Genomic DNA, 24981 nt, shown 5'->3' with positions numbered 1-24981 from the left:
GCCGAATCCTTTTGCGGCGGCAGCCGCGCCCGGCGGAGATCACCGGGGTCAGGCGGAGTCGTGCTCGGCAACGCCCGTCATGTTGGCCACGAAGACCCGGCCCAACCCGAGAAAGCTGACCGCGTCGACCACCCCCGTGACGACGGTCAGCGCCAGCAGCAGGGCGGCCAGGTCCCGCGGTTTCGTCTCAGCCACGCCGCAAGTCAACCACCCCGCGGGTGAACGCGCGGTCCCCGAGCGCGTCCGTGCTGTCGACGAACTGGTCGATCGCCCCGGTCAGCGCCCGCAGCGGCGCCCCCGCGAGCAACGGCGTCACGAACCGGCCGGCGTGGATCACCTGGAACGGCCGGTCGTAGTAGCCGCTGGTCCGCGGCTCCACCGGCTCGGTCAGGCCCAGCTCGTTGTGCAGCCGGGCGACACGCTCGTACGCCGCCCCGAGGTGCCGCTCGCGCTCCCTCCAGGCCGTCGACGCGAGGGTCGCCGTGAAGAGCGGAGTCAGCTCCGCGGCAGCGGGCAGCTGCGCGAACGCGCTACCGAGCCACTTGCCGTACGGCGGATACCGGCGCGCCATGAGCAGGCACAGCCGCATCAGGTCACGGACGAGCCGCGCGGCGACCACCGCGGACCCCAGTTCGTCCCCGGCCTCACCACACCGGCCGACGAACGCTTCTTCCTCGCCGATGCGCTGCCATTGGCACGCGAGGACGTACCGCCAGACGTCGTCCGGGTACCAGGCGACGTTCCGCCGCAGGGTTTCGAGGCCGAGGTCGTCGTGGAAGACCGCGCCGCCGGTGAATTCGGCGAAGAGCTGGGTGGGGGTCGCCAGCCAGTCGGTGAGCTCCGGCCGGCTCGGGTCGAAGCCGAGCGTGCCGCGCGTCCAGTCGGCGAGCGCCGCGACGACGACGCCGTGGTCGGGACGGCCGGCCGTCGGAGCGAGGTGCCGGGTGCCCTCCGCATCGGTGACGAAGTGTGTCGGATACCCGAGGAACGTCCGGGGCAGGTGGTCCGCGAGCAGCTCCGGGATCCGCTCGCCGTCGTCGGTGAACAGCAGCAGCCGCGGCCCCCAGTTGTGGTCGGTCGAGCGGGGCGAGTCGAAGCCCAGCACTTCGGAGCCGTAGCCGATGAGGGCGGCGGCGTACCGGAGGCCGGGAAGCTCGCGGCGCAGGATCGGCCGGACCGCTTCCGCGTGGAAGCACCGGGCCAGTTCGATTCCGGGGACGAATTCCATAAGCTCCATTGTGACGCGCGAAAGCGCGAAGCGCGCTTCATTATGCGAAGCAGCTTCGCAGCACTCACAGGCGGATTCCGTTGTCACACAGGCAGAACAACGACCTCCTTGCGGTGAATCCGCGCGCGGCCTGCCCTGTTTTGTCGGAGGTCGCCTCTAGCGTGCGGGGCATGACCGAAAAGAGCACGGTGCGCACGCGGGAAATGGCCTTCGAACTGAAGAGCCAGCGTGAGCAGAAGGAGATGACCCTGCGCGAGGTGGCGCGGCGCGCGGACTGGTCGGCGTCGAAGGTGTCGGCCTGGGAGAACGGCCGCCGCATCTCGGCGATCGACGCGGCGATCTACCTCGCCCACTGCGGCACGAAGGCCGCCGAACGCGCGCGGCTCCTCGAACTGACCAAGCCGCCCGGCGACCTCTACTGGGTGCGCCCCTACTTCGACAAGCTCGTCGACCCCATGCGGTCGCTCATCATCCAGGAAAATCTCGCCGACAGGATCGTCTCGCACAGCCCGACCGCCATCCCGGGCATGCTGCAGACCGAAGATTACGTCAAGGAGCTGCACGAACTGGCCGGGCGCTACACCGCGGACCGTCTCAAGATCCTCGTGCACGCGCGGGTCGACCGGCAGCGGCTCCTGCAGCGGCGGAATCCGCCGCGCTGCCTCTACTTCCTCTACGAGCGCAGCCTGCGCACGATCGTCCGTGATCCGGCGCTGATGCACGAGCAGCTGCAGTACCTGGTGCTGTCCACCAACCTGCCGCACTGCTCCATCCGGATCCTGCCGGATTCCGCACTGCCCTACCACCTCGTCGGCAGCCGGTTCACCCTCATGGAGTTCGCCGAACATCCGCCGGTCGTCTACGAGGAAACCTTTGCCGCGGGCCTGTTCATCGACGATCGGATCGCGGTGGAGGCGTTCTACGTCCTGGCAACACGACTGGAACAAGCCGCCCTGTCCGAGGGAGAATCGAGGGAGGTCCTCATCCGGCTGGCGGATGAGTACGAACACATGAAGGAGTGACCGATGGCGGCCCGCGATCTCGTTTGGTTCAAGAGCAGTCACAGCGATGCTGACACCGAACACAGCACCTGCGTCGAAGTCGCGCTCGATACCGGAAGCACCGCGGTTCGCGATTCCAAGGCGCCCGGCGGCGGGCACCTCACCGTCCCCCACCCCGCATGGAGCGCGCTCCTCAGCTCGCTTCGCTGACCCGTTCCCCGTCGTGCCAGACCGCCCGGATCCGGCCGGGCAGGTCGGTCACGTCGAGGTCCGGGCCGTCGAGCAGCACGAGGTCCGCGCGCAGGCCCGGCTCGAGGCGGCCGCCTTCAGGGCGGCCGCGTCGCCGAGCACCGCGGCGAGCAACCGCAGCTCGGTCGCCAAGTCGACATGGGGACGCGGGGCGAGGTCCGAGCCCGCGGCGATGCCGACGCCCGCTTCCACCGCGAGGTGGAGCGAGCGCCGGTGCGTCTCGGCGAACTCGCTTTCGCTGATCGGCGAAAGCGTCGGCACGGGTCGTCTCGGGTGCGGCCGCTCCCGCGGCACCAGCAGCTCCAGCTGCATCCATGCCGGCCAGGCAGGAAGGAGCGTTACTTGTCCCGCCGGAAGAGCTTGTTGCCCAGCCAGACGATCGGGTCGTACTTGCGGTCAGCGACACGCTCCTTCATCGGGATCAGCGCGTTGTCGGTGATGTGGATGCCCTCCGGGCACACCTCCGAACAGCACTTGGTGATGTTGCAGTACCCGAGGCCGTGCTCGTCCTGCGCGGCGTCGCGGCGGTCCGCGATGTCGAGCGGATGCATCTCCAGTTCGGCGATGCGCATCAGGTACCGCGGCCCGGCGAAGGCTTCCTTGTTCTCCTCGTGGTCACGCACCACGTGGCAGGTGTTCTGGCAGAGGAAGCACTCGATGCACTTGCGGAACTCCTGCGAGCGCTCGACGTCGACCTGCTGCATCCGGTACTCGCCCGGTTTCAGGTCCGCCGGCGGGGTGAACGACGGGATCTCGCGCGCCTTCGTGTAGTTGAACGACACGTCGGTGACGAGGTCTCGGATCACCGGGAACGTCCGCATCGGCGTCACCGTGATCACCTCGTCCTCGGTGAACGTCGACATCCGCGTCATGCACAGCAGGCGCGGGCGGCCGTTGATCTCCGCCGAGCACGAGCCGCACTTGCCCGCCTTGCAGTTCCAGCGCACGGCGAGGTCCGACGCCTGCGTGGCCTGCAGCCGGTGGATGATGTCGAGGACGACCTCGCCCTCGTTCACCTCCACCGTGAAGTCCTGCAGCTCGCCGCCGGCGTCGTCGCCACGCCAGACCCGGAAACTCGCCTTGTAGCTCATGCCTTGCTCCCGGGGTGCGTCTCGAGCTCCGCATCGGTGTAGTACTTCCCGAGTTCGCCGAACTCGAACAGCTCCAGCAGGTCCTGCCGCAGCGGCACCTGCTCTTTCACCTCGACGTCGATGTCCGGGACGACCGGGTTGTCCCCCGGCGAAGCCGCGCACACGAGGAGCTTGTTGCGCCACTCGGCGTCGAGGCCCGGGTAGTCGTCGCGCGTGTGCCCGCCACGGCTTTCGGTCCGCGTCAGCGCGGCCTTCGCGACGCACTCGCTGACCATCAGCATGTTGCGCAGGTCGATCGCGAGATGCCAGCCCGGGTTGAACTGCCGGTGCCCTTCGACGGTGACGCGCAGGATCCGCTGCCGCAGCTCGTCGAGCTTCGCCAGCGCCTGCGCCATCTCCTCCGCCTTGCGGATGATGCCGACCAGGTCGTTCATCGACTGCTGCAGCTCGGTGTGCAGGGTGTACGGGTTCTCCGCCGAACCACCGTCGGGCGGGTCGAACGGCGCCAGCGCCATCTTCGCGGCGGCGTCCACATCGGACTGCTCGACCGCCGGCCTGCCGTCGAGCCCCAGCACGTACTCGGCGGCGCCGAGTCCCGCGCGGCGGCCGAACACCAGCAGGTCGGACAGCGAATTGCCACCGAGCCGGTTGGACCCGTGCATGCCGCCCGAGCACTCGCCGGCCGCGAACAGGCCGGGCACGCTCGCCGCGGCCGTGTCCGGGTCGACCTCGATGCCGCCCATGACGTAGTGGCAGGTCGGGCCGACCTCCATCGGCTCCGCGGTGATGTCGACGTCCGCCAGCTCCTTGAACTGGTGGTACATCGACGGCAGCCGCTTGCGGATCTCCTCGGCCGGCAGCCGGCTGGCGATGTCGAGGAAGACGCCGCCGTGCGGGGAGCCGCGGCCTTCCTTGACCTCGGAGTTGATCGCGCGGGCCACCTCGTCGCGGGGCAGCAGGTCCGGTGTGCGCCGGTTGTTCTCCTGATCGGCGTACCAGCGGTCGGCTTCTTCTTCGCTTTCGGCGTACTGGCCCTTGAAGACGTCGGGCACGTACTCGAACATGAACCGCTTGCCGTCGGAGTTCTTCAGCACGCCGCCGTCACCGCGCACGCCCTCGGTGACGAGGATGCCCTTGACGCTCGGCGGCCAGACCATCCCGGTCGGGTGAAACTGGACGAACTCCATGTTGATCAGCTTCGCGCCCGCCCGCAACGCCAGCGCGTGGCCGTCGCCGGTGTACTCCCACGAGTTCGACGTCACCTTGAACGACTTGCCGATGCCGCCGGTGGCGAGCACGACCGCGGGCGCCTCGAAGAGGACGAAGCGGCCGCTCTCGCGCCAGTAGCCGAACGCGCCGGCGATCTTCCCGTCGGTGGTGAGCAGCTCGGTGACCGTGCACTCGGCGAAGACCTTGATCTTCGCTTCGTAGTCGCCGGTCTCGGCGAAGTCCTCCTGCTGCAGCGAGACGATCTTCTGCTGCATCGTGCGGATCAGCTCGAGGCCGGTGCGGTCACCGACGTGCGCGAGCCGCGGGTAGGTGTGCCCGCCGAAGTTGCGCTGGCTGATCCGGCCGTCCGCGGTGCGGTCGAACAACGCGCCGTAGGTCTCGAGCTCCCAGACGCGGTCCGGCGCCTCCCTGGCGTGCAGCTCGGCCATCCGCCAGTTGTTGAGGAACTTCCCGCCGCGCATGGTGTCGCGGAAGTGGACCTGCCAGTTGTCGTTCGAGTTCGCGTTGCCCATCGACGCGGCGCACCCGCCCTCGGCCATCACCGTGTGCGCCTTGCCGAACAGGGACTTGCACACGACGGCAACGCGGAAGCCGCGTTCGCGAGCTTCGATCACGGCGCGCAGACCGGCGCCACCGGCACCGATCACCACCACGTCGTAGCTGTGCCGTTCGACCTCGGTCATAAAAGAATTCCACCTCGGAACTGGGGATGCGTTGTGGGGAGCGGAGACTAGTTCACGAACCTCAGGTCCGAAATCGCGCCACTGGCGACGAGCATGACGTAGAAGTCGGTCAGCACCAGGGTGCCGAGCGTCGTCCAGGCCAGCGCCATGTGACGGGTGTTGAGCTTCGAGACCTTGGTCCAGATCCAGTACCGCACCGGATGCTTGGAGAAGTGCTTCAGCCTGCCCCCGGTCACGTGCCGGCACGAGTGGCAGGAAAGCGTGTAGGCCCAGAGCAGGACCACGTTGCCGAGCAGGACGATGTTGCCCAGCCCGAACCCGAAGCCGCCGGTCTTCCCGTGGAACGCCGTGATCGCGTCGTAGGTGTTGATCAGCGAGACGATCAGCGCGACGTAGAAGAAGTAGCGGTGGACGTTCTGGATGATCAGCGGGAGCCGCGTCTCGCCGGTGTACTTGGCGTGCGGTTCCGCGACGGCGCAGGCGGGCGGGGAGAACCACACCGACCGGTAGTACGCCTTGCGGTAGTAGTAGCAGGTCAGCCGGAACCCGAGCAGGAACGGCAGCACGACGAAGCCGAGCGGGATGAACCCGGGCAGGTCGCCGAACCAGTGGCCGAAGTGGCTCGAACCTTCGACGCAGGACGTGGACAGGCACGGCGAGTAGAACGGCGTCAGGTAGTGGTAGTCGGGCACCCAGTAGGCGGTGCGCACGAACGACCGGACCGTGGCGTAGACGATGAACGCCGACAGCCCGAGCACGGTCAGCAGCGGCTGGAGCCACCACCGGTCCGTACGGAGGGTGCGTTCGGCGATCCGGGCCCGCTTGGGGGCCTGGACGCCCGTGCCGACGCCGTTGTCAGCGGGAGCGCTCACCGCTGGTCGCGCTTGTAGCCGCCGACGCCTTCGTCATCGGCGCCGTGCCAGAGCGCCGGGTCATAAGGGGTGTCGGGGACGGGGACGCGCTCCGCGGCCTTCGCCTGGGCGGGCACCGCGGGGGGCACGCCGTCGAGGTCCGCGGTGTCGATGTCGAGGCGCTCGACGTCGTTGGCGAGCCGGCGCACCGCCGACGCGTCGCCGTAGCGAGAGCGCAGTGCGCCGACGCACTGCCGGAGCTGGCCGATGGTTCGCCGCAGCTCGGCGATCTCGGAGGTGGACATCATGCCTCCCGGGTCGTGGGGGCCGGCGGGGCCGGATGGCGATCAACTCGCCGCTACCGACTCTGCCGCGCGTCGTGCAGTGTGACAAGTAGCACATTAGCCAAGGAGAAGCGTGACCCGGCTCACGGGGGACCATCTTCTGAATCGATTTTGATTCGCGGTTCGCGGCAGGTACTGTGGCCAGGGTCACGACCCAGAGGCGCCAGTGCTGCCGTCCCGCGGACCACCCACACCAGTGATCCGGAGCCGGACATGAGCACCGTCCCCACCCCATCGTTGCACCCGGTCGTCGCCGAAGTCACCGCCCGCATCGCCGCGCGCAGTGCCGCCACGCGCACCGCCCACCTTGACCGCGCGGCCGCCGCGTACGCCGAAGGCCCCGTCCGCCGTGGCCTCGCGTGCAGCAACCTCGCCCACGGTTTCGCCGCCATGGAAGGCGCCGACAAGGAAGCGCTGCGGGCCGCGCGCGCTCCCGGCGTCGCGATCGTCTCGTCCTACAACGACATGCTGTCGGCGCACCAGCCGATGCAGGAGTACCCGGCCTGGCTGAAGAAGTCGGTGCGCTCCGCCGGTGGTGTCGCCCAGTTCGCCGGTGGCGTGCCCGCGATGTGCGACGGCATCACGCAGGGCCGCGCGGGCATGGAGCTGTCCCTGTTCAGCCGCGAGGTGATCGCGATGTCGACCGCGATCGCGCTTTCGCACGACATGTTCGACGCCTCCCTGCTGCTGGGCGTCTGCGACAAGATCGTGCCCGGCCTGCTGATCGGCGCGCTGTCGTTCGGGCACCTGCCGGCCATTCTCGTGCCGGCCGGCCCGATGAACTCCGGGCTGCCGAACAAGGAGAAGGCCCGCGTCCGCCAGCTGTACGCCGAAGGCCTCGCGACCCGCGAAGACCTCCTCGACGCCGAAGCGGCGTCCTACCACTCGGCCGGCACCTGCACGTTCTACGGCACGGCCAACTCCAACCAGATGGTCGTCGAGGTGATGGGCCTGCACCTGCCGGGTGCCAGCTTCGTCCAGCCGGGGTCGTCCTTGCGTCGCGCCCTGACCGAAGAGGCCGGGCGGCGGGTCGTCGCGATCTCGCGCGGCGAGGAGTACACGCCGGTCTCGCGGATCCTCGACGAGAAGGCGTTCGTCAACGGCGTCATCGCGCTGCTCGCCACAGGCGGCTCGACCAACCACACGATGCACCTGGTCGCCATCGCCGCCGCTGCGGGCATCGCGCTGACCTGGGACGACTTCTCCGACCTCTCGGCGATCGTGCCGCTGCTGGCCCGGGTCTACCCGAACGGCAGCGCCGACATCAACCACTTCCACGCCGCCGGCGGCATCCAGTTCCTGGTCGGCACGCTGCTCGACGCCGGGCTGCTGCACGAAGACGTCCACACGGTGGCCGGGTTCGGGCTGCACCGCTACCGCGCCGAGCCGATCCTGTCCGACGGCGAGCTGGTCTGGCGCGACGTGCCCACCCGCAGCCTCGACGAGGAGGTGCTGCGCCCGGCGTGGCGCCCGTTCGCCGCGGACGGCGGGCTGCGGATGGTCGAGGGCAACCTCGGCCGCGCGGTCGTCAAGGTGTCCGCGGTGGCACCCGAACACCGCGTCGTCCAGGCGCCGGCGCGGGTGTTCACCACCCAGGAGGCCTTCACGGCCGCATTCGAAGCCGGCGAGCTGGACCGCGACGTCGTCGTGGTGATCCGGCAGCAGGGCCCGCGGGCCAACGGCATGCCGGAGCTGCACGGCCTGACCCCCGCGCTGGGGGTCCTGATGGACCGCGGGCACGCGGTGGCGCTGCTCACCGACGGCCGGATGTCGGGCGCGTCGGGCAAGATCCCGGCCGCGATCCAGGTGACGCCGGAGGCCGCGGCGGGCGGCCGGATCGCCCGCGTCGCCGACGGCGACGTCATCCGGCTCGACGCGTCCGCGGGCTCGCTCGACGTGCTCGTCGGTGACGAAGAACTCGCCCGGCGTGAGCTTGTGGATTCGCCGCCGTCCGAAGCATCCTGGACCGGCACCGGCCGGGAGCTGTTCGCCGCGTTGCGCCGTGCCGTCGGCTCCGCCGACCAGGGCGCATCCGTGTTCGGCGGTTTGACGCCGGAGCACTTCGGAATGCCCGCTTTCAACACCCAGGAGGTCGGTCAGTGACCACCGGTCAGGACCTGCTCGAGCTGTCCCCCGTGATGCCCGTCGTGGTGATCGACGACGCCGCCGACGCGGTGCCCACGGCGCGGGCCCTGCTCGCCGGCGGGATCGGGGTCATCGAGCTGACCTTGCGCACCCCGGCGGCCCTGTCGGCGATCGAGCGCGTCGCCGCCGAGGTGCCGGACATCGTCATCGGCGCCGGCACCGTCACCTCGCCGGACCAGGCGAAGCAGGCGGCCGACGCGGGCGCGAAGTTCCTCGTCACGCCGGGCTGCACGGACGCGGTCGTCGACGCGTGCTTCGAGTCCGGGCTGCCGTTCCTGCCCGGCGCGAGCACGGTGTCCGAGGCGATGCGGCTGGCCGAGCGCGGGCTGTCGGCGTTGAAGTTCTTCCCGGCGGAGGCCGGCGGCGGGGTCGCGTACCTGAAGTCGATCGCGGGTCCGTTGCCTTCCCTCAAGTTCTGCCCGACCGGCGGGATCACGGTGGCTTCGGCGCCGTCGTACCTGGCGCTGCCGAACGTCGGCTGCATCGGCGGCTCCTGGCTGACGCCGAAATCCGCGGTGGCGGCGGGTGATTTCGCCGCAATCGAAAAACTGGCCGCGGAAGCCGCGAAACTGTAGCGCAGATCACCCCGGGCGCTTGCTCCGCCCGAACGGCCGAACAAGACGTCCGCATTCCGGGAGCACCGTTCCAGCGCGCTGGAACGGTGCTCCGAGCGGGTGTGGTGGCGGTCATGGATTCCGCCGAATGTGCCAGTGAACGGGCCAATTGCCCGGTACTGGGTGATTTACCGGCCTGTTATCGTTCCTCCTCGCTGTTCCGAGCGAGGAGAACCGGTGTCCCTGACCGATGTGGTCGCCCCCAGTCCCGAGTCCGTCGCCGCCCTGGTGGGCGAGCGTCTTTCCCTGTCCGCCCTCCACCAGCTGGGCGGCACCCTCGGCGGCTATTCCTTCGTCAAGATCGTGGTGGACCGCGAGAATTCTGTCATCCACTTCCTGAACGACGCGCACCATTCCTTTCACGCGATCTATATCGGCGAGGAGATCCTCGGCGTGCCCGGAGAACGGGTGCGCGCCGAGATCGATTCGTACAACGAGGCCTTCTACCACGCGCCGGACCGGCGGTTCCTGCTCGGCATTCTCGCGCTGCACCCGCAGCTGCTTTCGCTGGAGACGGTCGAGGTCGACACGATGCCGGCCGCGCTGATCCGCGAGTTCCACGCCTTCGTCGCGCAGTACGTCGACCCGGCGCTGCCGCTGCTGTTCAAGCCGGCCAACCAGCTGCAGGAGCGGCTCGTCCGGGCGATCCCGGCGAGCGAGCTGCCCCGCGTCTTCGCGCACGAGCTGTTCTCCACGGCGCCGTTCGTGGCGCTGAACCCGGGCACGGTCACCGGACGGCTGCGCGCGTTCCGCACCGAGGCCGAGTACCGGGCCGCGACGCCGGCCTGGACCGACATCATCGTGATGGACCGCGTGCCCGACGACATCCCGCGCCTGTCGGGCATCGTCAACGCTCGGCACACGACGCCGTTGTCGCACACCAACGTCCTCGCCACCGGCTGGCAGATCCCGAACGCCGTCCAGCTCGGCGCCTTGGCCGAGATCGAGCGCCGCGGGCTCGACGGCAAGTGGGTCGAGTACACAGTGGACACCCAGGCGTCGTCGATCTCCCTGACCGAGGTGGCGGCACCCGCCGAAGCGGCGCCGCCGGCCTGGTACGCCCAGCGCGTCACCCTGGAGGAGCCGGAGGCCGGCCACAGCCCGATCGTGAACCTCACCCGGCTGCGCGCGTCCGACCGGCACCGCTACGGCACCAAGGCGGCCAACCTCGGCGAGCTGCACCACGTCCTGGCGCACGGTTCGCAGCGGCTGCTCGGCTTCTACCAGGTGCCGCGGCCGCCGCGGGACAACCTGCTGCCGTACCTGGCCCGGCTGCTGGACGTCGCCCCGGAGGCCGACCTGGCCGCGGCGGCCCGCCGCCTGCTCGACGAGCACATCCGCGTGCCGCGTGGCGTCGCGCTGCCGTTCTCGCTGCAACGGCGGTTCCTGGAGTCGTCACCGCGGATCCAGCAGGCCATCGGCAAGCTGAAGATGGCCCTCGAGCTGGACGGGCGGGAGATCGAGCCCCTGTGCGTCGAGCTGCAGGGCCTGATCCGGTCGGCTCGCCTGCCGGGCGCGCTCGCCGGCGAAATCGACTCCGCGCTGGTGTCGCAGCTGGCCGGGGTGCGAGCGTTCGTCGTGCGCAGCTCGTCGAACGCCGAAGACCTCGCCGGGTTCTCGGCCGCCGGGATCTACGAGTCCCTCAACCACGTCACCACCGCCGAGCGGATCTTCGCCGGCGTCAAGGAAGTCTGGGCTTCGCTGGTGTCGGTGCGCAGCGTGCGGCTGCGGCACCAGGCCGGGATCTCCCTCGACGAGTGCTTCATGGGCGTCGTGATCCAGGAGCAGGTCCCGGCCGACTTCGGCGGGGTGCTGGTGACGACGAACCCGATGAACCGCGCGGACTTCCGCTCGGTGTACGTCAACGTGTCACCGGAGGTCACCGACGTCGTCGACGGCTCGGCGCTGCCGATGCAGTACCTGTACTCGACGGTCGAAGGCGGCGGCCGCACGGTGTCGCTCGGCGACGCGGCCGCGGACCTCGACGAGCGGGCCCACGAGCAGCTGCAACGGCTCGCCGTCGCCGGCCGCCTGCTGCAGGGGCACTTCTCGCCCGACTACACGTTCGGCTCGCCGGTGGACGTCGAGTGGCTCGCCGACCGCGACCACGTCCACATCGTCCAGCTGCGCCCCTATTCGGCCTGACCTTCCCGGGAGACACGACCATGCTGGGCCTTCGCCTGCCCGCGAAACCCGACGTTCAGCGCGCCGTCCGGCTGACCTACGGGTTCCAGTTCTTCTTCGGCCTGCTGCTGTGGGTACCGATCTTCTACCAGTACCAGAAGCTCGCCGGGCTCTCCGACGGGGAGATCTTCGGCATCCAGAGCATCTACTACATCGTGTTCTGCCTGCTGGAGATCCCGACCGGGATGCTCGCCGACCGGTTCGACTACCGCACGTCACTGACGGCGGGCGCCGGCGTGCTGGTGGTGGCGAACCTGGTGCCAGTGGTCCTGGGCGCCTACCCCGGGTTCCTGGTGCACTTCGTGCTGATCGCCCTGGCCCGCTCCCTGGTGTCCGGCGCGCAGAGCGCGTACCTGTACGAGTACCTGCACGCTTCCGGTTCCGGCGAACACTACCTTCGCGTGGAAGGCGTCGGCCGCGCGTACAGCCTGGTCGGCAAGATCGTGTTCTGGCCGGTGATCGGCCTGCTGATGACGTGGAACCTCCCTTCCCCGTACTGGCTGACGGCGATCAACGCGGGCATCGCGCTCTGGTTCGCGCTGAAGCTCCCGCCGATCCCCGGCGGCCGTCGTGTCTCGGACAAGACGGCATCGTTGCTCGCGGGCGTCGGCGGCGCGCTGTCGGCGCTGCGCTCGTCCCGCTGGCTGGCGCTGCTGATGGTGCAGGGCGTCGCGATGTTCACGCTGGTCCGGATCTGCCAGGTGAACCTGTTCCAGCCGATCCTGGAGTCGAAGTCGCTCTCGGTGAACTGGTACGGCGCCGTGCTGGCCGCGATGACGGTCTTCGAGGCGCTGGGCGCGGCCCGCCCCCACCGGCTCCGCCGCGCGATCGGCCCGGTGGGCTCGGTGTTCACGCTGACGATCGTGATGGCGCTGTGCCTCGGGGTGATCGTGTTCGTCGGCTCCTTCCCGGCGGTGGTGCTGCTGTGCGTCTTCGCGGTGGCGACGGGCATCGCGTTCCCGGTCCAGAAGCAGCTGCTGAACGACTCCATCCCGGATTCCCGGTACCGCGCGACCCTGCTGTCGATGGAGTCCATTGTGGACCGCGCGGTGTGCGCGCTGGCCGCGGTGGCGCTGGGCGCGTACCTGGCCGCCGGGCAGCTGAACGAGTTCCTGGTCCTGACGGCGGTGGTGACGTGCGTGGCGATGGGGTTGCTGGCGGTGCTGCTGCTGGCGGTCCGCAAGCACCGCTCGGACCGGCGGCGGCCGGTCCGGCGGGAGACGGTGTCCGCCACGTCCCCCTGAGGTACGGACCACCGCACCGCCGTCAGCGCGTGGTGCCCGGCGGTCCGGCCGTCAGTCGATGACGGCGTCGTCGAGCAGGGTGGACTCCGCGCCGTACTCGCGGAGTTCCTCCCTGATCACCGTGTACGCCAGCCCCTGCGGGTAGCCCTTGCGCGCCAGGAACCCGAGCAGCCGCCGCAACGCCGTCTGCTCGTCGACGTTGCCCAGCGACCCGAGGCGCTTGCGGACCAGTTCCCTGGCCATCTGCTCCTCGGACTCGCGGTCGACCTCTTCCACCGCCTGCGCGGCGACCTCGCCGTCGACGCCCTTGCGCCGCAGCTCGGCCACCAGCGCCGTGCGGGACAGACCCTGGTTCGCGTGGCGGGACTTCACCCACAGTTCCGCGAACTCCGCGTCGTTGACCAGCCCCGCCCGATCGAGCTTGCCGAGCAGCGTTTCACAGGTCTCCTCGTCGAACCCCTTGCGGTGCAAAGCCTGCCGGAGCTCCTCTTGGGTGCGTGCACGCACGGCCAGGAGATCGAAGCAGATCTCCTTGGCCTTCTTGTACCGCTCCTCCGGAGGCAGCTCGGCCGGCGGCACCTTCGGCGCCCTGGCCACCTGGGTCTCTCCTCGTCTTCACGCCCACCGCGGACCGCGATGGGCTCACCCTCGCAGGACGATCAGAAGTCGACCGGCGCCGGGACGGCCTCGATGGCTGCCGCGTCGAGCTGCGGGCCGATGCCGAGCTTCTCCTTGATCCGCTTCTCGATCTCGTTGGCGATGTCCGGGTTGTCGCGCAGGAACTTCCGCGCGTTCTCCTTGCCCTGGCCGAGCTGGTCGCCCTCGTAGGTGTACCAGGCGCCGGACTTGCGCAGGATGGCCTGGTCGACCCCCATGTCGATGAGCGAACCCTCGCGGGAGATGCCGTGGCCGTACAGGATGTCGAACTCGGCCTGCTTGAAGGGCGGGGCCATCTTGTTCTTGACGACCTTGACGCGGGTACGGTTGCCGACCGCCTCGCCGCCGTCCTTCATCGTCTCGATGCGGCGCACGTCCAGGCGAACCGACGCGTAGAACTTCAGCGCCTTGCCACCGGTGGTGGTCTCCGGGGAGCCGAACATGACGCCGATCTTCTCGCGCAGCTGGTTGATGAAGATCGCGGTGGTGCCGGAGTTGCTCATCGCACCGGTCATCTTGCGCAGCGCCTGGCTCATCAGGCGGGCCTGGAGGCCGACGTGCGAGTCGCCCATCTCGCCTTCGATCTCGGCGCGGGGCACGAGCGCGGCCACGGAGTCGATGACCAGGATGTCGAGCGCGCCGGAGCGAACCAGCATGTCCGCGATTTCCAGGGCCTGCTCACCGGTGTCCGGCTGGGAGACGAGCAGCGCGTCGGTATCGACGCCGAGCTTCTGGGCGTAGTCCGGGTCCAGCGCGTGCTCCGCGTCGATGAACGCCGCGATGCCGCCGTTGCGCTGCGCGTTCGCCACCGCGTGCAGGGCGACCGTGGTCTTACCGGAGGATTCCGGCCCGTAGACCTCGATGACCCGGCCCCGGGGCAGGCCGCCGATGCCGAGCGCGACGTCGAGGGCGATCGAGCCGGTGGGGATCACGGCGATGGGCGGCCGGGTGTCCTCGCCGAGGCGCATCACCGAGCCCTTGCCGTACTGCTTGTCGATCTGCGCGAGCGCGAGCTCGAGCGCCTTGTCCTTGTCGGGTGCTGCAGGCATGGAAGTCCACCTCGCTGGTCGGAGCCCCGTCGAGGGGCTCTGTGTCGGTTCTTCAGCTGTCCGGTCCGACGCTAGCGGCGGGGACCGACAATTCCAGGCGCGGCGCCCCATCTGTGGATCGCTGGACCCGATGTGGACAACACCTTAGACGAACACCTGTTCGAGGTCGGCGGCGACACACCCTTGCGCTAGGATTTTCGCCCGCCCGGGTCAGGACCCCTCGGTATTCGCCCAGGTCAGCGTCGTTCGAAGGGGACTTCGAAGGCGTCGCAGACCTCGCGCCAGACCTCTTTCGCCGGAATTCCCGCGGTCAGCGCCTGGTCGATGGTGCGCCCGCCGAGCCCGCTGAGGACGTGGTCCCTGGCCAGCACCTGGGCCCGCCCCGGCCCGAACTCGTCGGCCATCAGCCGCCGGAAAACCGTGATCCGCATCGAAGCCACTCTAACCGGGCGGCGCGAACGGTCCGTTCGCGCCCGCTACTCGCCGGGCTGGACGCTCTGCTCGAAGTAGTCGGCCAGCGTGCCCGGCGTCGTCGCCTGGGCCTGGTCGCTCGTGTTCAGCTGGTAGATGAACCCGGCCAGCGGCCGGTCCGACACGGTGAACACGAGCACCGCCGACGTCTTGCCCGCGGCCGAGGAGTAGTGCCCCTCGAGCCCGTTGCCGCCCCAGCCGGCCTCGGTGCGGTCGCCGCCCGCCGAGGCGAGCAGGCCGTCGGTGTACTGCTTGAGCGTGGCGGCGTCGCCGCCGTGGACGTAGGTCACCTGGGTGCCCGCCCGGCCCGGCGCGGAGCAGGTCGAGGACACCCCGATGTTCTGCGCCGGCGCCGCCGGGCCGTTGCCCATGCCCGGCTTGCAGTCGCCGGTGCCGGCGATCTTCCCGGCGAGCTGGCGCAGGCAGCCGGTGAAGCCCTGGTCGTCCGCCTGGCCGGGGGTCCTGCACTGGTCCGCGGTGTAGGTGGTCACCGAAGACGACGACGTCAGGAAGAAGGTCAGGCCCGCGACGAGCACCACGACGACCGCCGCCGCGATGCCGATGAGCAGCTTCTTCTTCCCGCCGGGCTTCGGCGCGGCCTTCTCCGGCGCGGGCGGGTACGCCGGGAAGTTCGACGGCATCGGCTGCGGGCCGCTGGGCGGGAAGTTCCCGTAGTACTGCGGCGGCGGAGGCGGCGCGTACTGCGGACGACGTGGCGGAGCGCCCGCGGCCACGGCCCCCTCGACGTTCTGGGTGCGCACGGACAGCCCGTCGCGGGCGACGTGCTGCGCGCCGAGCGCGACGGCGGTCTCCGGCTGGTCGAGGCTGCCCGGCACGACACCGAGCTTCTCCGCGATCATCGTGCCGACCAGCGGCAGCCGGCTCGACCCGCCGACGAGGTAGATGCCGGCCAGCCGGTCCGGGGTCAGCCCGGACGAGCGCAGCGTCCGCGACAGCAGCTCGACGCTGCGCAGCATCGCCGGCCGGACCAGGCCCTCCAGCTCGCCGCGGGTGACGAGGACGTCCTTGAACGGCTCGGGCATCGGCACCTCGGTCTGCGGGTGCCGCGACAGCGCCTCCTTGGCCGCCTTGACGTCCTCCTGCAGCGCGCGCCGGGTACGCCGGTCGGCGGTCGACTCGGGCCGCAGCAACCGCTGCCAGTGCTGCGGGTCGGAGTGCGAGACCTCGCGCCCGACGTGCACCATCAGCGCCTGGTCGACGTCGAGGCCGCCGAGGTCGGGCAGGCCGTCCTCGGCGAGCACGGTGAACCCGGTCTGCGTGGCGCCGACGACGGCGACGTCGAAGGTGCCCGCGCCGAGGTCGTAGACGGCGAGCGCCTGGCCGGGGGCCAGTGCCTTGCCGGGGAACGACGCGAAGTGCGCCGCCGCCGCGACCGGTTCGGGCACCAGCAGGATGTTCGGGCCCATCCCGGCGAGCCGGGCGGCGGCCATCAGGACGTTGCGCCTGGTCTGCCCCCACTGCGCGGGGTGGGTCAGCCGGACTTCGTCGGGCTGTTCGCCGCCGAGCTGGCGGGAGGTCTCTTCGAGCACGCGGCGCAGGACGGCGGCGAGCGCGTCGGCTACGGGGACGACGTCGGTGCCCAGCAGCAGGGTCTGCTCGTCGATGCGGCGCTTGGGGTTCGGTTCGAAGCGCGTCGGGTCGAGGCGGGCGCGGCGCTCGGCGTCGCGGCCGACCATGATCGTGCCCTCTTCGGAGGCGAACACCGCCGACGGCATGGTGGCCGAGCCGTCCACCTCGACGACCCGGGGCGGCCTGCCGTGCGCCGAAAGCACGGCGACGGTGTTGGACGTCCCCAGGTCCACCGACAGGATCCGCACAGAACTCCCCTTCGCGAACACACGCCCCGACGGCGTTCGCCGTGATGCTGCCATGCGCGTGGTCACCGTGCGTGCGGACCCGGGAAAGTCACAGCCCGATCACCCGGGTCGTGCGGAAGAAACGATCGACGCGGCGGCGATCTGGGTACCCGGCACACACCGAACAGGCAGTTCCGCCACCGGAAGGAAGAACCCTTGAGCGACCTCCCGATCCTCGCCGTCACCCTCGGCGATCCCGTGGGCATCGGCCCGGAGATCACCCTGAAGACCCTCGCCGAGCCCGAGTCGCTCCAGCTCGCGCGCGGGTTCGCGGTGGGTGACGCCATCGTGCTGGAACGCCTGGTCCGGCACCTGGGCCTGCACCTGGAGGTCAACCCGATCGCGACGGTCGCCGACGCGCGCTTCACCACCGGCGTGATCGACGTGCTCAACCTCGGCGTGGTCCGGGAGGACCTGCCGTGGGGCGAGGTGAACGCGACCGCGGGCGCCGCGGCGGTCGGGGCGATCGAGGTCGCCACCCGGCTCGCGCTGGCCGGCGAGGTCGACGCGATCGTGACCGCGCCGATCACCAAGGAGGCCATCTGGGCCGCGGGCTCGCAGCACCTCGGGCACACCGAAATGCTCGGCGAGCTGACCGGGTCGACCCGGTTCACCACGATGTTCTGGGTGTCCGGGTTGAAGATCTTCTTCGCCACCCGGCACCTCTCCCTGCGCCAGGCGATCGACCAGATCACGCGGGAAAACATCGAGTACGCGATCCGCGAGGCGTACACCGCGCTCGAAGTGTTCGGCACGGAGAAACCGAGGCTGGCGGTGGCGGCGCTGAACCCGCACGGCGGCGAGAACGGCGAGTTCGGTGACGAAGAGATCATCGCGATCACCCCCGCGGTGGCCGCCGCGCGGGTCGCCGGGCTCGACGTCGTCGGCCCCATCCCGGCGGACTCCGTGTTCCACCAAGGGATCCAGGGCCGGTTCGACGGCGTGCTCTCGCTCTACCACGACCAGGGGCACATCGCGTCGAAGACGTACGACTTCGACGGCACGGTGTCGGTGACGGTCGGCCTGCCGATCCTGCGCACGTCGGTCGACCACGGCACGGCGTTCGACATCGCCGGCACCGGCCGGGCGTCGCACAACACCATGCGGGCGGCGTTCAAGGCCGCGGCGACCCTGGCGCCGTACGCGCGGAAACTGCCCGTCGTCTACCCACCGGGCCGGTGACGACCCGGCGCGCGCAGGTGCCACGCATCTCACCCGATCGGGTGGTCCCGGGGGCGACTGTGCCGTCCGTCGATTCCCGGCTGGGCCAGGCGTTTCATCGCCGCCGGACCCCGTCGGTGCTCGACGTCCGGTTCCCGTCGAGCGTCGAGAGCGGAGGGGTGCTGCCCGCCGGTCCGCCGGAAACTGTCGGTGGTGCCGCGCATGATGGGTGACGTGGCAGCTGACGTTCTCGACCTCTTCTCCCCCGCGACCCGGGACTGGTTCGCGGGGGCCTTCGCCGCGCCCACCGCGGCGCAGGAAGGGGCCTGGCGGGCCGCGCACGCGGGCGAGCACGCCCTCGTCGTCGCGCCGACCGGGTCCGGCAAGACGCTGTCCGCGTTCCTCTGGGCGCTGGACCGGCTCTCGGTGGAACCGCCACCGGCGGAAGCGACGAAACGCTGCCGCATCCTCTACGTCTCGCCGCTGAAGGCCCTGGCGGTCGACGTCCAGCGGAACCTGCGCGCCCCGCTCGCCGGGATCTCGCAGGCCACCCGGCGGCTCGGGCTGCCGGTGCCCCAGATCGAAGTCGGCATGCGCACCGGCGACACCACGGCGGCCGAGCGCCGCACGTTCGGCAAGACCCCGCCGGACGTGCTGGTGACCACGCCGGAGTCGCTGTTCCTCATCCTCACGTCGTCGGCGCGGGAGTCGCTGCGCGGCGTCGAAACCGTGATCGTCGACGAGGTGCACGCGGTCGCCGGCGGCAAGCGCGGCGCGCACCTCGCGCTCTCGCTGGAGCGGCTGGACGCGTTGCTCCCGAAGCCGGCGCAGCGGATCGGCCTGTCCGCGACCGTCCGCCCGGTCGACGAGGTGAGCGCGTTCCTGGCCGGCGGCCGTCCCGTGCGCGTGGTCCAGCCGAAGCCGGCGAAGACCATCGAAGTCCGCGTCGAGGTCCCGGTCGAAGACATGAGCAACCTCGACGCGCCGCGCGGCGGCCCGGCGCCGAGCCCGCTCGACGCGCTGGAATCACTGGAGTCGCTGACCGAGGCGTTCCCACCCGGCAACATCGCGCCGGGTGGCCTGGGCACGCTGGAGGAGATGGCAGGCAACCCCGTGCAGCGGCCGTCGATCTGGCCGGCGGTCGAGGAGCGGGTGCTGAGCCTGATCCGCGACCACCGCTCGACGATCGTCTTCGCCAACTCGCGCCGGCTGACCGAGCGGCTCACCGCCCGGCTGAACGAGCTGGCCACCGAGCAGACGGAGCTCACACCCGCCGACGCGTTCCCCGCGGAAGCCGTCGGGCAGGCCGGGGTGAGCACCGGCGCGCCGCCGGTGATCGCCCGGGCGCACCACGGGTCGATGTCGCGGGAGCAGCGCACGCACGTCGAAGAGGCGCTCAAGTCCGGGCAGCTGCCGTGCGTGGTGGCGACGTCGTCGCTGGAGCTGGGCATCGACATGGGCGCGGTGGACCTGGTGGTGCAGATCGAGGCGCCGCCGACGGTGGCGTCCGGGCTGCAGCGGGTCGGCCGGGCCGGGCACCAGGTCGGCGCGGTGTCGACCGGGGTGATGTTCCCCAAGTTCCGCGGTGACCTCGTCTCCTGCGCGGTGGTCGCGGAGCGGATGGCGACCGGCGCGATCGAGGCGGTGCGCTACCCGCGCAACCCGCTGGACGTCCTGGCACAGCACGTCGTGGCCATGGTCGCGCTCGAACCGTGGACGGTGCCGGACCTGGCGTCGCTGGTGCGGCGCGCGGCCCCGTTCGCCGCGCTGCCGGACGACGCGTTGCACGCGGTGCTCGACATGCTCGCGGGCCGGTACCCGAGCGAGGAGTTCGGCGAGCTGCGGGCGCGGATCACCTGGGACCGCATCAGCGGCGAGCTGCGCGGGCGGCCGGGCGCGCAGCGCCTGGCGGTGACCTCGGGCGGCACGATCCCGGACCGCGGCCTGTTCACCGTGATGACCCCGGGCTCGGACGACAAGCCCGGCTCGCGCGTCGGCGAGTTCGACGAAGAGATGGTGTACGAGTCCCGCGTCGGCGACACCATCCTGCTGGGCACGTCGTCGTGGCGGATCACCGACATCACGCACGACCGCGTCATCGTGGTGCCCGCGCCGGGCGAGCCGGCGCGGATGCCGTTCTGGAAGGGTGACGCGCCGGGCCGTCCGCTGGAACTCGGCCGGGCGCTGGGGAAGTTCGTCCGCGAACTGTCCACATCGGACGATGCGAAAGCCCGCGAGCGGGCCGAGGCGGCGGGGCTGGACGAGCGGGCGTGCGACAACCTCCTCACCTACCTGGCCGAGCAGAAGTCCGCCACCCGGCACGTGCCGAACGACCGGACGATCCTGCTGGAGCGCTACCGCGACGAGCTCGGCGACTGGCGGATCATCCTGCACTCGCCGTTCGGCGCGCAGGTGAACGCGCCGTGGGCGCTGGCGATCGCCGCGCGGCTGCGCGAAAACCGCGGGGTCGACGCGCAGGTGGCGCACTCCGACGACGGCATCGTCCTGCGGCTGCCGGACGCACTGGACGCCGAAGGCGCCGACATCACCATCGGCGCGGACGACGTGCTGCTCGATCCCGAAGAGGTCGAGCAGCTGATCGTCGCCGAGGTGGGCGGCTCGGCCGTGTTCGCGGCGCGGTTCCGCGAGTGCGCGGCGCGGTCGCTGCTGCTGCCGCGACGGGACCCGCGGCGCCGCACCCCGCTGTGGCAGCAACGGCAGCGCGCGTCGCAGCTGCTGTCGGTGGCGGCGAAGTACGAACGGTTCCCGGTCGTGCTGGAGGCGATGCGGGAGGTCCTGCAGGACGTCTACGACGTGGGCGGCCTGCGCGAGCTGATGGCCGACGTCCGTGCCCGCAAGGTCCGGCTGGTGGAGGTCGAGACACCGGCCGCGTCGCCGTTCGCGCGCAGCCTGCTCTTCGGGTACGTCGGGATGTTCCTGTACGAGACCGACGCGCCGCTGGCCGAGCGGCGGGCGGCGGCACTGTCGCTGGATTCGGCGCTGCTGGCCGAACTGCTCGGCACCGAGGCGATCCGCGAGCTGCTCGACCCGGAAGCCGTCCGGGAGGTGGAGCGGTCGCTGCAGCGGCTCGAGCCCGACCGGCACGCGCGGTCGGCCGAGGACGCCGCCGACCTGCTGCGGTTCCTCGGGGACCTGACCGTCGAGGAAGCCGGGGCACGCGGGATCCGGCCGGAGTGGCTGACCGAGCTGGAAGCGGCGCGGCGGGCGATCCGGGTGCGGATCGGCGGCACGGAACGGTTCCTGGCCATCGAGGACGCCGGACGGGTACGGGACGCGCTCGGCACCGCGCTGCCGGTGGGCGTGCCCGAGGCGTTCACCGAACCGGTCGCGGACCCGCTCGGGGACCTGCTGTCGCGGTACGCCCGGAGCCGGGGGCCGTTCGCGGCGGCGGACGCGGCCGCCCGGTTCGGGCTGGGCACGGCGGTCGTCACCGGGCTCCTCGACCGGATGACCGGGGAAGGCCGCCTGGTCCGCGGCGAGCTGAGCCCGGTCGGGCATCCGGACACCCACGGGGTGGGCGTCGAGTACTGCGACTCGGCGGTGCTGCGAAGGCTGCGGCGGGCGTCGCTGGCGAAGCTGCGCGCCGAGGTGGAGCCGGTCGAGCCGGCGGCACTGGGCCGGTTCTTGCCGGCGTGGCACGGGTTCGGCGGGCGCGTCCGGGTGGCACCGACGGCGGACGACGTGCTGTCGGTCGTCGAGCAGCTGGCCGGGGCACCGCTGCCGGCGAGCGCGGTGGAGTCGCTGATCCTGCCCGGGCGGCTGCCGGGCTACTCCCCTGCGCTGCTGGACGAGCTGACGACCGCGGGCGAGGTCACGTGGGCGGGCTGCGGCGCGCTGTCCGGCGGGGACGGCTGGATCGCCCTCGCCCCCACGGACGTCGCCGACCTGCTGCTGCCCGAAGTCGTCGAGGACATCCCGACCGGCCCGCTGCACGAGGCGATCGTGTCCACTTTGGAGGGTGGTGCGCTGTTCTTCCGGCAGCTGGTGGACCGCGCGACCGTCCTGGTGGACAAGGCGCCGGACGACGCCGAAGTCGTGGCCGCGCTGTGGGACCTGGTGTGGGCCGGGCTGGTCACGGGCGACACCCTGGGGCCGCTGCGGGCCCAGGTCGCCGGGCGCGGCGCGCACAAGCCCCGCCGGCAGGCGCCCCGCGGCCGGTACGCACGGCTGCGGGCGGGGCGGCCGCAGATGCCGTCGCGGTCCGGGCCGCCGACCGTCGCCGGGCGGTGGGCGCTGACGCCGGCCCGGGAGACCGACGCGACCCGGCGGGCCCACGCGCGGACCGAGGCGTTCCTGGAGCGCCACGGCGTCCTGACCCGCGGTGCGCTCGACACCGAACGCGTCACCGGCGGGTTCTCCGGGATCTACAAGGTGCTCCGCGGTATGGAGGACACCGGCCAGGTGATCCGCGGCTACGTCGTCGAGGGGCTCGGCGCGGCGCAGTTCGCGGCGAAGGGCGCGGTGGACCGGCTGCGCGCGCTGTCCGGCCCCGGCCGTCCGGCGCCCGGCCGCGCGGTGGTGCTGGCCGCGGCGGACCCGGCCCAGCCCTACGGCGCGGCCCTCCCCTGGCCGGCGGCGACAGGCGACACGAAGCACCGTCCCGCCCGCAAGGCCGGCGCCCTGGCGGTGCTGGTCGACGGCGTGCCGGCGCTCTACGTCGAGCGAGGAGGCCGGTCCCTGCTGAGCTTCACGGAGGAGCGGCAACCCCTGTCGGAGGCGGCCCAGGCGTTGTCGGCGGCAGTCCGGGAGGGCTGGCTGGGCCAGCTGGCCGTCCAGCGCGCGGACGGCGAGCAGGCGCTGACCTCGGAGCTGGCGGAAGTACTGCGGGAGGCGGGTTTCCGGGCGACGCCGTCCGGCCTGCGCCTGCGTGCCTGAGCGCCCGGCCGGCTTCCTGCCGCGACGGCACGCCGCTTCGCGGGCCGTTCGGCCGGGCCTGCTGGTCCGGCGGGTTGCCGATTCACCGACGGGGGCTTTCCGGCCTGGCCTAAGCTGCCAGTCCGACACCGCACGAAGGATGTTCTGCTCATGGCGATGCGCGAACTGCGCTATTTCGGGGACCCGATCCTCAAGTCCGTCTGCGACCCGGTCACCGTGTTCGACGAGAAGCTCGAGGCGCTCGTGCGGGACCTGCTCGACTCGGTGAAACCGGCCGGGCGCGCGGGGCTGGCCGCGCCGCAGATCGGGGTGGGGCTTCGCGTTTTCAGCTACGACGTGGCCGGGCTCACCGGGTACGTCGTCAACCCCGAGCTCGTCGAGCTGTCCGAAGAGACGCACGAGATCGGCGAGGGCTGCCTGTCGGTGCCGGAGCTGTGGTTCCCCACGAAGCGGGCGAAGCACGCGAAGGTGCGGGGCGTCGACGTCCACAACAAACCGATCGAGGTCGAAGGCGAGGACGTGCTGGCGCAGTGCCTGCAGCACGAAACCGACCACCTCGACGGCATTCTCTACCTCGACCGGCTCACCGCCGAGCGCAAGAAGTCCGCCCTGCGTGAAGCGCGGGACAAAGACTGGTTCTGGAAGCGCTGATCCTCGCTCAGGCGGGCAGGAACAAGCGCAGCTTGGCACCATCGTCGACCGCGCGTTCCGTGCGCAGGCCGGCGCGGGCCGCGGTGCGGGGCAGCGCGTCGTCGCCCGCGAGGGCGTTCGCCGTCAGCTCCGTGATGCCCTGAGCCTCCGCGAGGACCGCGAGCCGCGCCAGCAACGCCGTGCCGATTCCCTGCCGCTGCCACGCGTCCTCCACCAGGAGCGAGATCTCGGCGCCGCCCGACATCAACGGGATCAGCTGTCCCAGACCGATCACCTCGCGGCCGAACACGGCGAGGACGCTCGTGCCGCGCGGTGGCACCAGCAACCGGTGCAGCCGTCGGCGTGGCATCGTCCGCACGCCGGTGTGGTAGCGCTGGAAGAGCGTCGCCATCGAGCAGCGGCGGTGCAGCTCGGACACCGCGTCGGCGTCGCCGGGAACGCCCTTGCGCAGGACGATCGCCGCGCCGTCCGGACGGTCGAGGACCACCGGGCCGGCGACGTTCCGCGCCGCCGCGGTGAGCAGCACCACCAGCGCTTCGGCGCGAGTCAGCTCCAGCTGCACGAACGGCGCCCACTGGCGGCGCGCCACCAGTGCGCTGCCGGAGCCCAGCTCGAACACCGCCCGGTGCCCGCTCTCGGTGCGGGCCGGGTTCGCTTCGGCGGCCGGGACGAGCGTGACGACGTCCGCGCCGAGGACGTCCTTCAGCACGTCGGCGAGGCGAGCCGGGTCGTCGACCGCCCGGCGGGCCGCCAGCAGCGTCGACGAAGACGGGTCGACCAGCTCGTGGACGTCCGCGTCGATGATCGCGGTGCATTCGCAGCCCTCGGCGCGGATGGCCTCGGCCAGGTGCCGCCGGGGCAGGCCGGTCGCGGGGCGCAGCACGATCTCGTCGAGCACCCCGCCGGGCACCGGCAGCACGCTCAGGCCGAGGATGTTGCACTCGAGGTCGGCGAGCCGGATGGCGATGCGGGCCAGCGTGCCCGGGTGATCGTGCATCCGGATCCGCACCCGCCACGCCGACGGGGTGGCGGGCTCCTCGACGGCGGCCGTCCGGCCGGGCTGGGGCAACGCTCTGGAGGTCTCCATGCCTCCACGGTGCCCCGCGGTTGTTGCCGCTCCAGGGCGCCGATGTTTCGCGCAGGTCAGCGTTCGACGCGCTCCGGCAACCCCGGCGAAACACTCAGCCACGACCGCAGCTCGGTGGCCGGCGCGACCGGGTCGTCCAGCTGGACGAGGTGGCCCGCACCGGCGACCGGGGTGAAGGTCGCGCCCCGGATGCCCGCGGCGAGCCGCTCGCCGATGGCCGGCGGGATCCACGTGTCCTCGGCACCCCACCGGACGCGCACCGGCAGGT

General features: G+C 71.2%; 22 protein-coding genes. 9 read left to right on the top strand and 13 right to left on the bottom strand.

Annotation, left to right across the window (positions count from 1 at the left end; translation table 11 throughout):
• Positions 1–48 precede the first annotated feature (48 nt).
• Together A3CE_RS55555 and A3CE_RS0135355 are read right to left on the bottom strand one after the other, a co-directional pair.
• Positions 49–195 carry a DUF1275 family protein gene (locus tag A3CE_RS55555; RefSeq protein ID WP_020644830.1) on the bottom strand — a complete coding sequence of 49 codons (147 nt, stop codon included), beginning with the start codon at positions 193–195 and terminating at the stop codon, positions 49–51.
• Positions 188–1228, bottom strand: coding sequence for a DUF4037 domain-containing protein (locus tag A3CE_RS0135355; RefSeq protein WP_020644829.1), 1041 nt, complete (start codon positions 1226–1228; stop codon positions 188–190). Before A3CE_RS0135355 ends, A3CE_RS55555 begins: the two co-directional genes overlap by 8 nt.
• A 170-nt stretch (positions 1229–1398) precedes the next feature.
• Between A3CE_RS0135355 and A3CE_RS0135350 the strand changes: the two genes are divergently transcribed.
• The gene (locus A3CE_RS0135350) at positions 1399–2250 is read left to right on the top strand and encodes a helix-turn-helix domain-containing protein (RefSeq protein ID WP_020644828.1); all 852 of its coding nucleotides are present in this window, start codon (positions 1399–1401) and stop codon (positions 2248–2250) included.
• A 3-nt stretch (positions 2251–2253) separates the two neighbouring features.
• On the top strand, positions 2254–2439 hold the full coding sequence (locus A3CE_RS52120; protein WP_043791261.1) for a DUF397 domain-containing protein: 186 nt from the start codon (positions 2254–2256) through the stop codon (positions 2437–2439).
• Positions 2440–2487: 48 nt separating this feature from the next.
• Here the strand turns inward: A3CE_RS52120 and A3CE_RS0135340 are convergent, their stop codons facing one another.
• Genes A3CE_RS0135340 through A3CE_RS0135320 form a run of 5 tightly spaced genes read right to left on the bottom strand, consistent with a single transcriptional unit; the run spans position 2488 to position 6638 of the window.
• Positions 2488–2790: a hypothetical protein gene (locus A3CE_RS0135340; protein ID WP_020644826.1), complete on the bottom strand. Its 303-nt coding sequence runs from the start codon at positions 2788–2790 to the stop codon at positions 2488–2490.
• Between the two features lie 26 nt (positions 2791–2816).
• Positions 2817–3569: a succinate dehydrogenase/fumarate reductase iron-sulfur subunit gene (locus tag A3CE_RS0135335; protein ID WP_020644825.1), complete on the bottom strand. Its 753-nt coding sequence runs from the start codon at positions 3567–3569 to the stop codon at positions 2817–2819.
• The gene (locus A3CE_RS0135330) at positions 3566–5482 is read right to left on the bottom strand and encodes a fumarate reductase/succinate dehydrogenase flavoprotein subunit (RefSeq protein WP_020644824.1); all 1917 of its coding nucleotides are present in this window, start codon (positions 5480–5482) and stop codon (positions 3566–3568) included. The genes A3CE_RS0135335 and A3CE_RS0135330 overlap by 4 nt, the downstream gene beginning before the upstream one ends.
• Positions 5483–5529: 47 nt before the next feature.
• A complete protein-coding gene (locus A3CE_RS0135325) occupies positions 5530–6354 on the bottom strand; it encodes a hypothetical protein (protein WP_020644823.1) in 825 nt (274 codons plus the stop codon).
• Entirely contained in the window at positions 6351–6638 is a 288-nt protein-coding gene (locus tag A3CE_RS0135320) for a hypothetical protein (RefSeq protein WP_026469165.1), read from the bottom strand. The genes A3CE_RS0135325 and A3CE_RS0135320 overlap by 4 nt, the downstream gene beginning before the upstream one ends.
• Before the next feature lie 252 nt (positions 6639–6890).
• Here A3CE_RS0135320 and edd point away from each other — a divergent pair, with 252 nt between their 5' ends.
• The 4 genes from edd (at position 6891) to A3CE_RS0135300 (ending at position 12864) form a co-directional block, all read left to right on the top strand.
• A complete protein-coding gene (edd, locus tag A3CE_RS0135315) occupies positions 6891–8780 on the top strand; it encodes a phosphogluconate dehydratase (protein ID WP_020644821.1) in 1890 nt (629 codons plus the stop codon).
• Positions 8777–9397, top strand: a complete 621-nt coding sequence (gene eda, locus A3CE_RS0135310; protein ID WP_020644820.1) for a bifunctional 4-hydroxy-2-oxoglutarate aldolase/2-dehydro-3-deoxy-phosphogluconate aldolase — start codon at positions 8777–8779, stop codon at positions 9395–9397. The genes edd and eda overlap by 4 nt, the downstream gene beginning before the upstream one ends.
• 216 nt (positions 9398–9613) lie before the next feature.
• A complete protein-coding gene (locus A3CE_RS0135305; RefSeq protein ID WP_020644819.1) occupies positions 9614–11581 on the top strand; it encodes a PEP/pyruvate-binding domain-containing protein in 1968 nt (655 codons plus the stop codon).
• Positions 11582–11601: 20 nt separating this feature from the next.
• Positions 11602–12864 carry an MFS transporter gene (locus tag A3CE_RS0135300; RefSeq protein WP_020644818.1) on the top strand — a complete coding sequence of 421 codons (1263 nt, stop codon included), beginning with the start codon at positions 11602–11604 and terminating at the stop codon, positions 12862–12864.
• A 51-nt stretch (positions 12865–12915) separates the two neighbouring features.
• On the opposite strand, the gene A3CE_RS0135295 is transcribed toward A3CE_RS0135300, so the two are convergent.
• The 4 genes from A3CE_RS0135295 to A3CE_RS0135280 form a co-directional block, all read right to left on the bottom strand.
• On the bottom strand, positions 12916–13443 hold the full coding sequence (locus tag A3CE_RS0135295; RefSeq protein ID WP_026469164.1) for a regulatory protein RecX: 528 nt from the start codon (positions 13441–13443) through the stop codon (positions 12916–12918).
• A gap of 80 nt (positions 13444–13523) precedes the next feature.
• The gene (gene recA / locus A3CE_RS0135290; protein WP_020644816.1) at positions 13524–14570 is read right to left on the bottom strand and encodes a recombinase RecA; all 1047 of its coding nucleotides are present in this window, start codon (positions 14568–14570) and stop codon (positions 13524–13526) included.
• 236 nt (positions 14571–14806) lie between these two features.
• Positions 14807–15001: a DUF3046 domain-containing protein gene (locus A3CE_RS0135285; RefSeq protein WP_020644815.1), complete on the bottom strand. Its 195-nt coding sequence runs from the start codon at positions 14999–15001 to the stop codon at positions 14807–14809.
• A gap of 45 nt (positions 15002–15046) precedes the next feature.
• Positions 15047–16879, bottom strand: coding sequence for an Hsp70 family protein (locus tag A3CE_RS0135280; RefSeq protein ID WP_020644814.1), 1833 nt, complete (start codon positions 16877–16879; stop codon positions 15047–15049).
• A gap of 195 nt (positions 16880–17074) precedes the next feature.
• On the opposite strand from A3CE_RS0135280, the gene pdxA reads away from it, so the two are divergent.
• The 3 genes from pdxA to def all read left to right on the top strand — a co-directional run bounded on the left by pdxA (position 17075) and on the right by def (position 23626).
• Positions 17075–18100 (top strand): 4-hydroxythreonine-4-phosphate dehydrogenase PdxA, encoded by a 1026-nt coding sequence (pdxA, locus tag A3CE_RS0135275; RefSeq protein WP_020644813.1) that lies wholly within the window; start codon positions 17075–17077, stop codon positions 18098–18100.
• 201 nt (positions 18101–18301) lie between these two features.
• Positions 18302–22975 (top strand): DEAD/DEAH box helicase, encoded by a 4674-nt coding sequence (locus tag A3CE_RS0135270; RefSeq protein WP_185839778.1) that lies wholly within the window; start codon positions 18302–18304, stop codon positions 22973–22975.
• A gap of 150 nt (positions 22976–23125) precedes the next feature.
• On the top strand, positions 23126–23626 hold the full coding sequence (gene def / locus A3CE_RS0135265; protein ID WP_020644811.1) for a peptide deformylase: 501 nt from the start codon (positions 23126–23128) through the stop codon (positions 23624–23626).
• 7 nt (positions 23627–23633) lie between these two features.
• Here def and A3CE_RS0135260 read toward each other — a convergent pair whose 3' ends face one another.
• Entirely contained in the window at positions 23634–24695 is a 1062-nt protein-coding gene (locus tag A3CE_RS0135260) for a GNAT family N-acetyltransferase (protein ID WP_020644810.1), read from the bottom strand.
• A 74-nt stretch (positions 24696–24769) separates the two neighbouring features.
• On the bottom strand, positions 24770–24973 hold the full coding sequence (locus A3CE_RS53690) for an alpha/beta fold hydrolase (RefSeq protein ID WP_020644809.1): 204 nt from the start codon (positions 24971–24973) through the stop codon (positions 24770–24772).
• Positions 24974–24981: the final 8 nt, after the last annotated feature.

It is taken from the genome of Amycolatopsis balhimycina FH 1894 (genome assembly GCF_000384295.1).
In the GTDB taxonomy this organism is placed as follows: domain Bacteria; phylum Actinomycetota; class Actinomycetes; order Mycobacteriales; family Pseudonocardiaceae; genus Amycolatopsis; species Amycolatopsis balhimycina.
The sequence above is the reverse complement of the archived record's forward strand: the minus strand, read 5'-3'. Positions and strand labels throughout refer to the sequence as shown.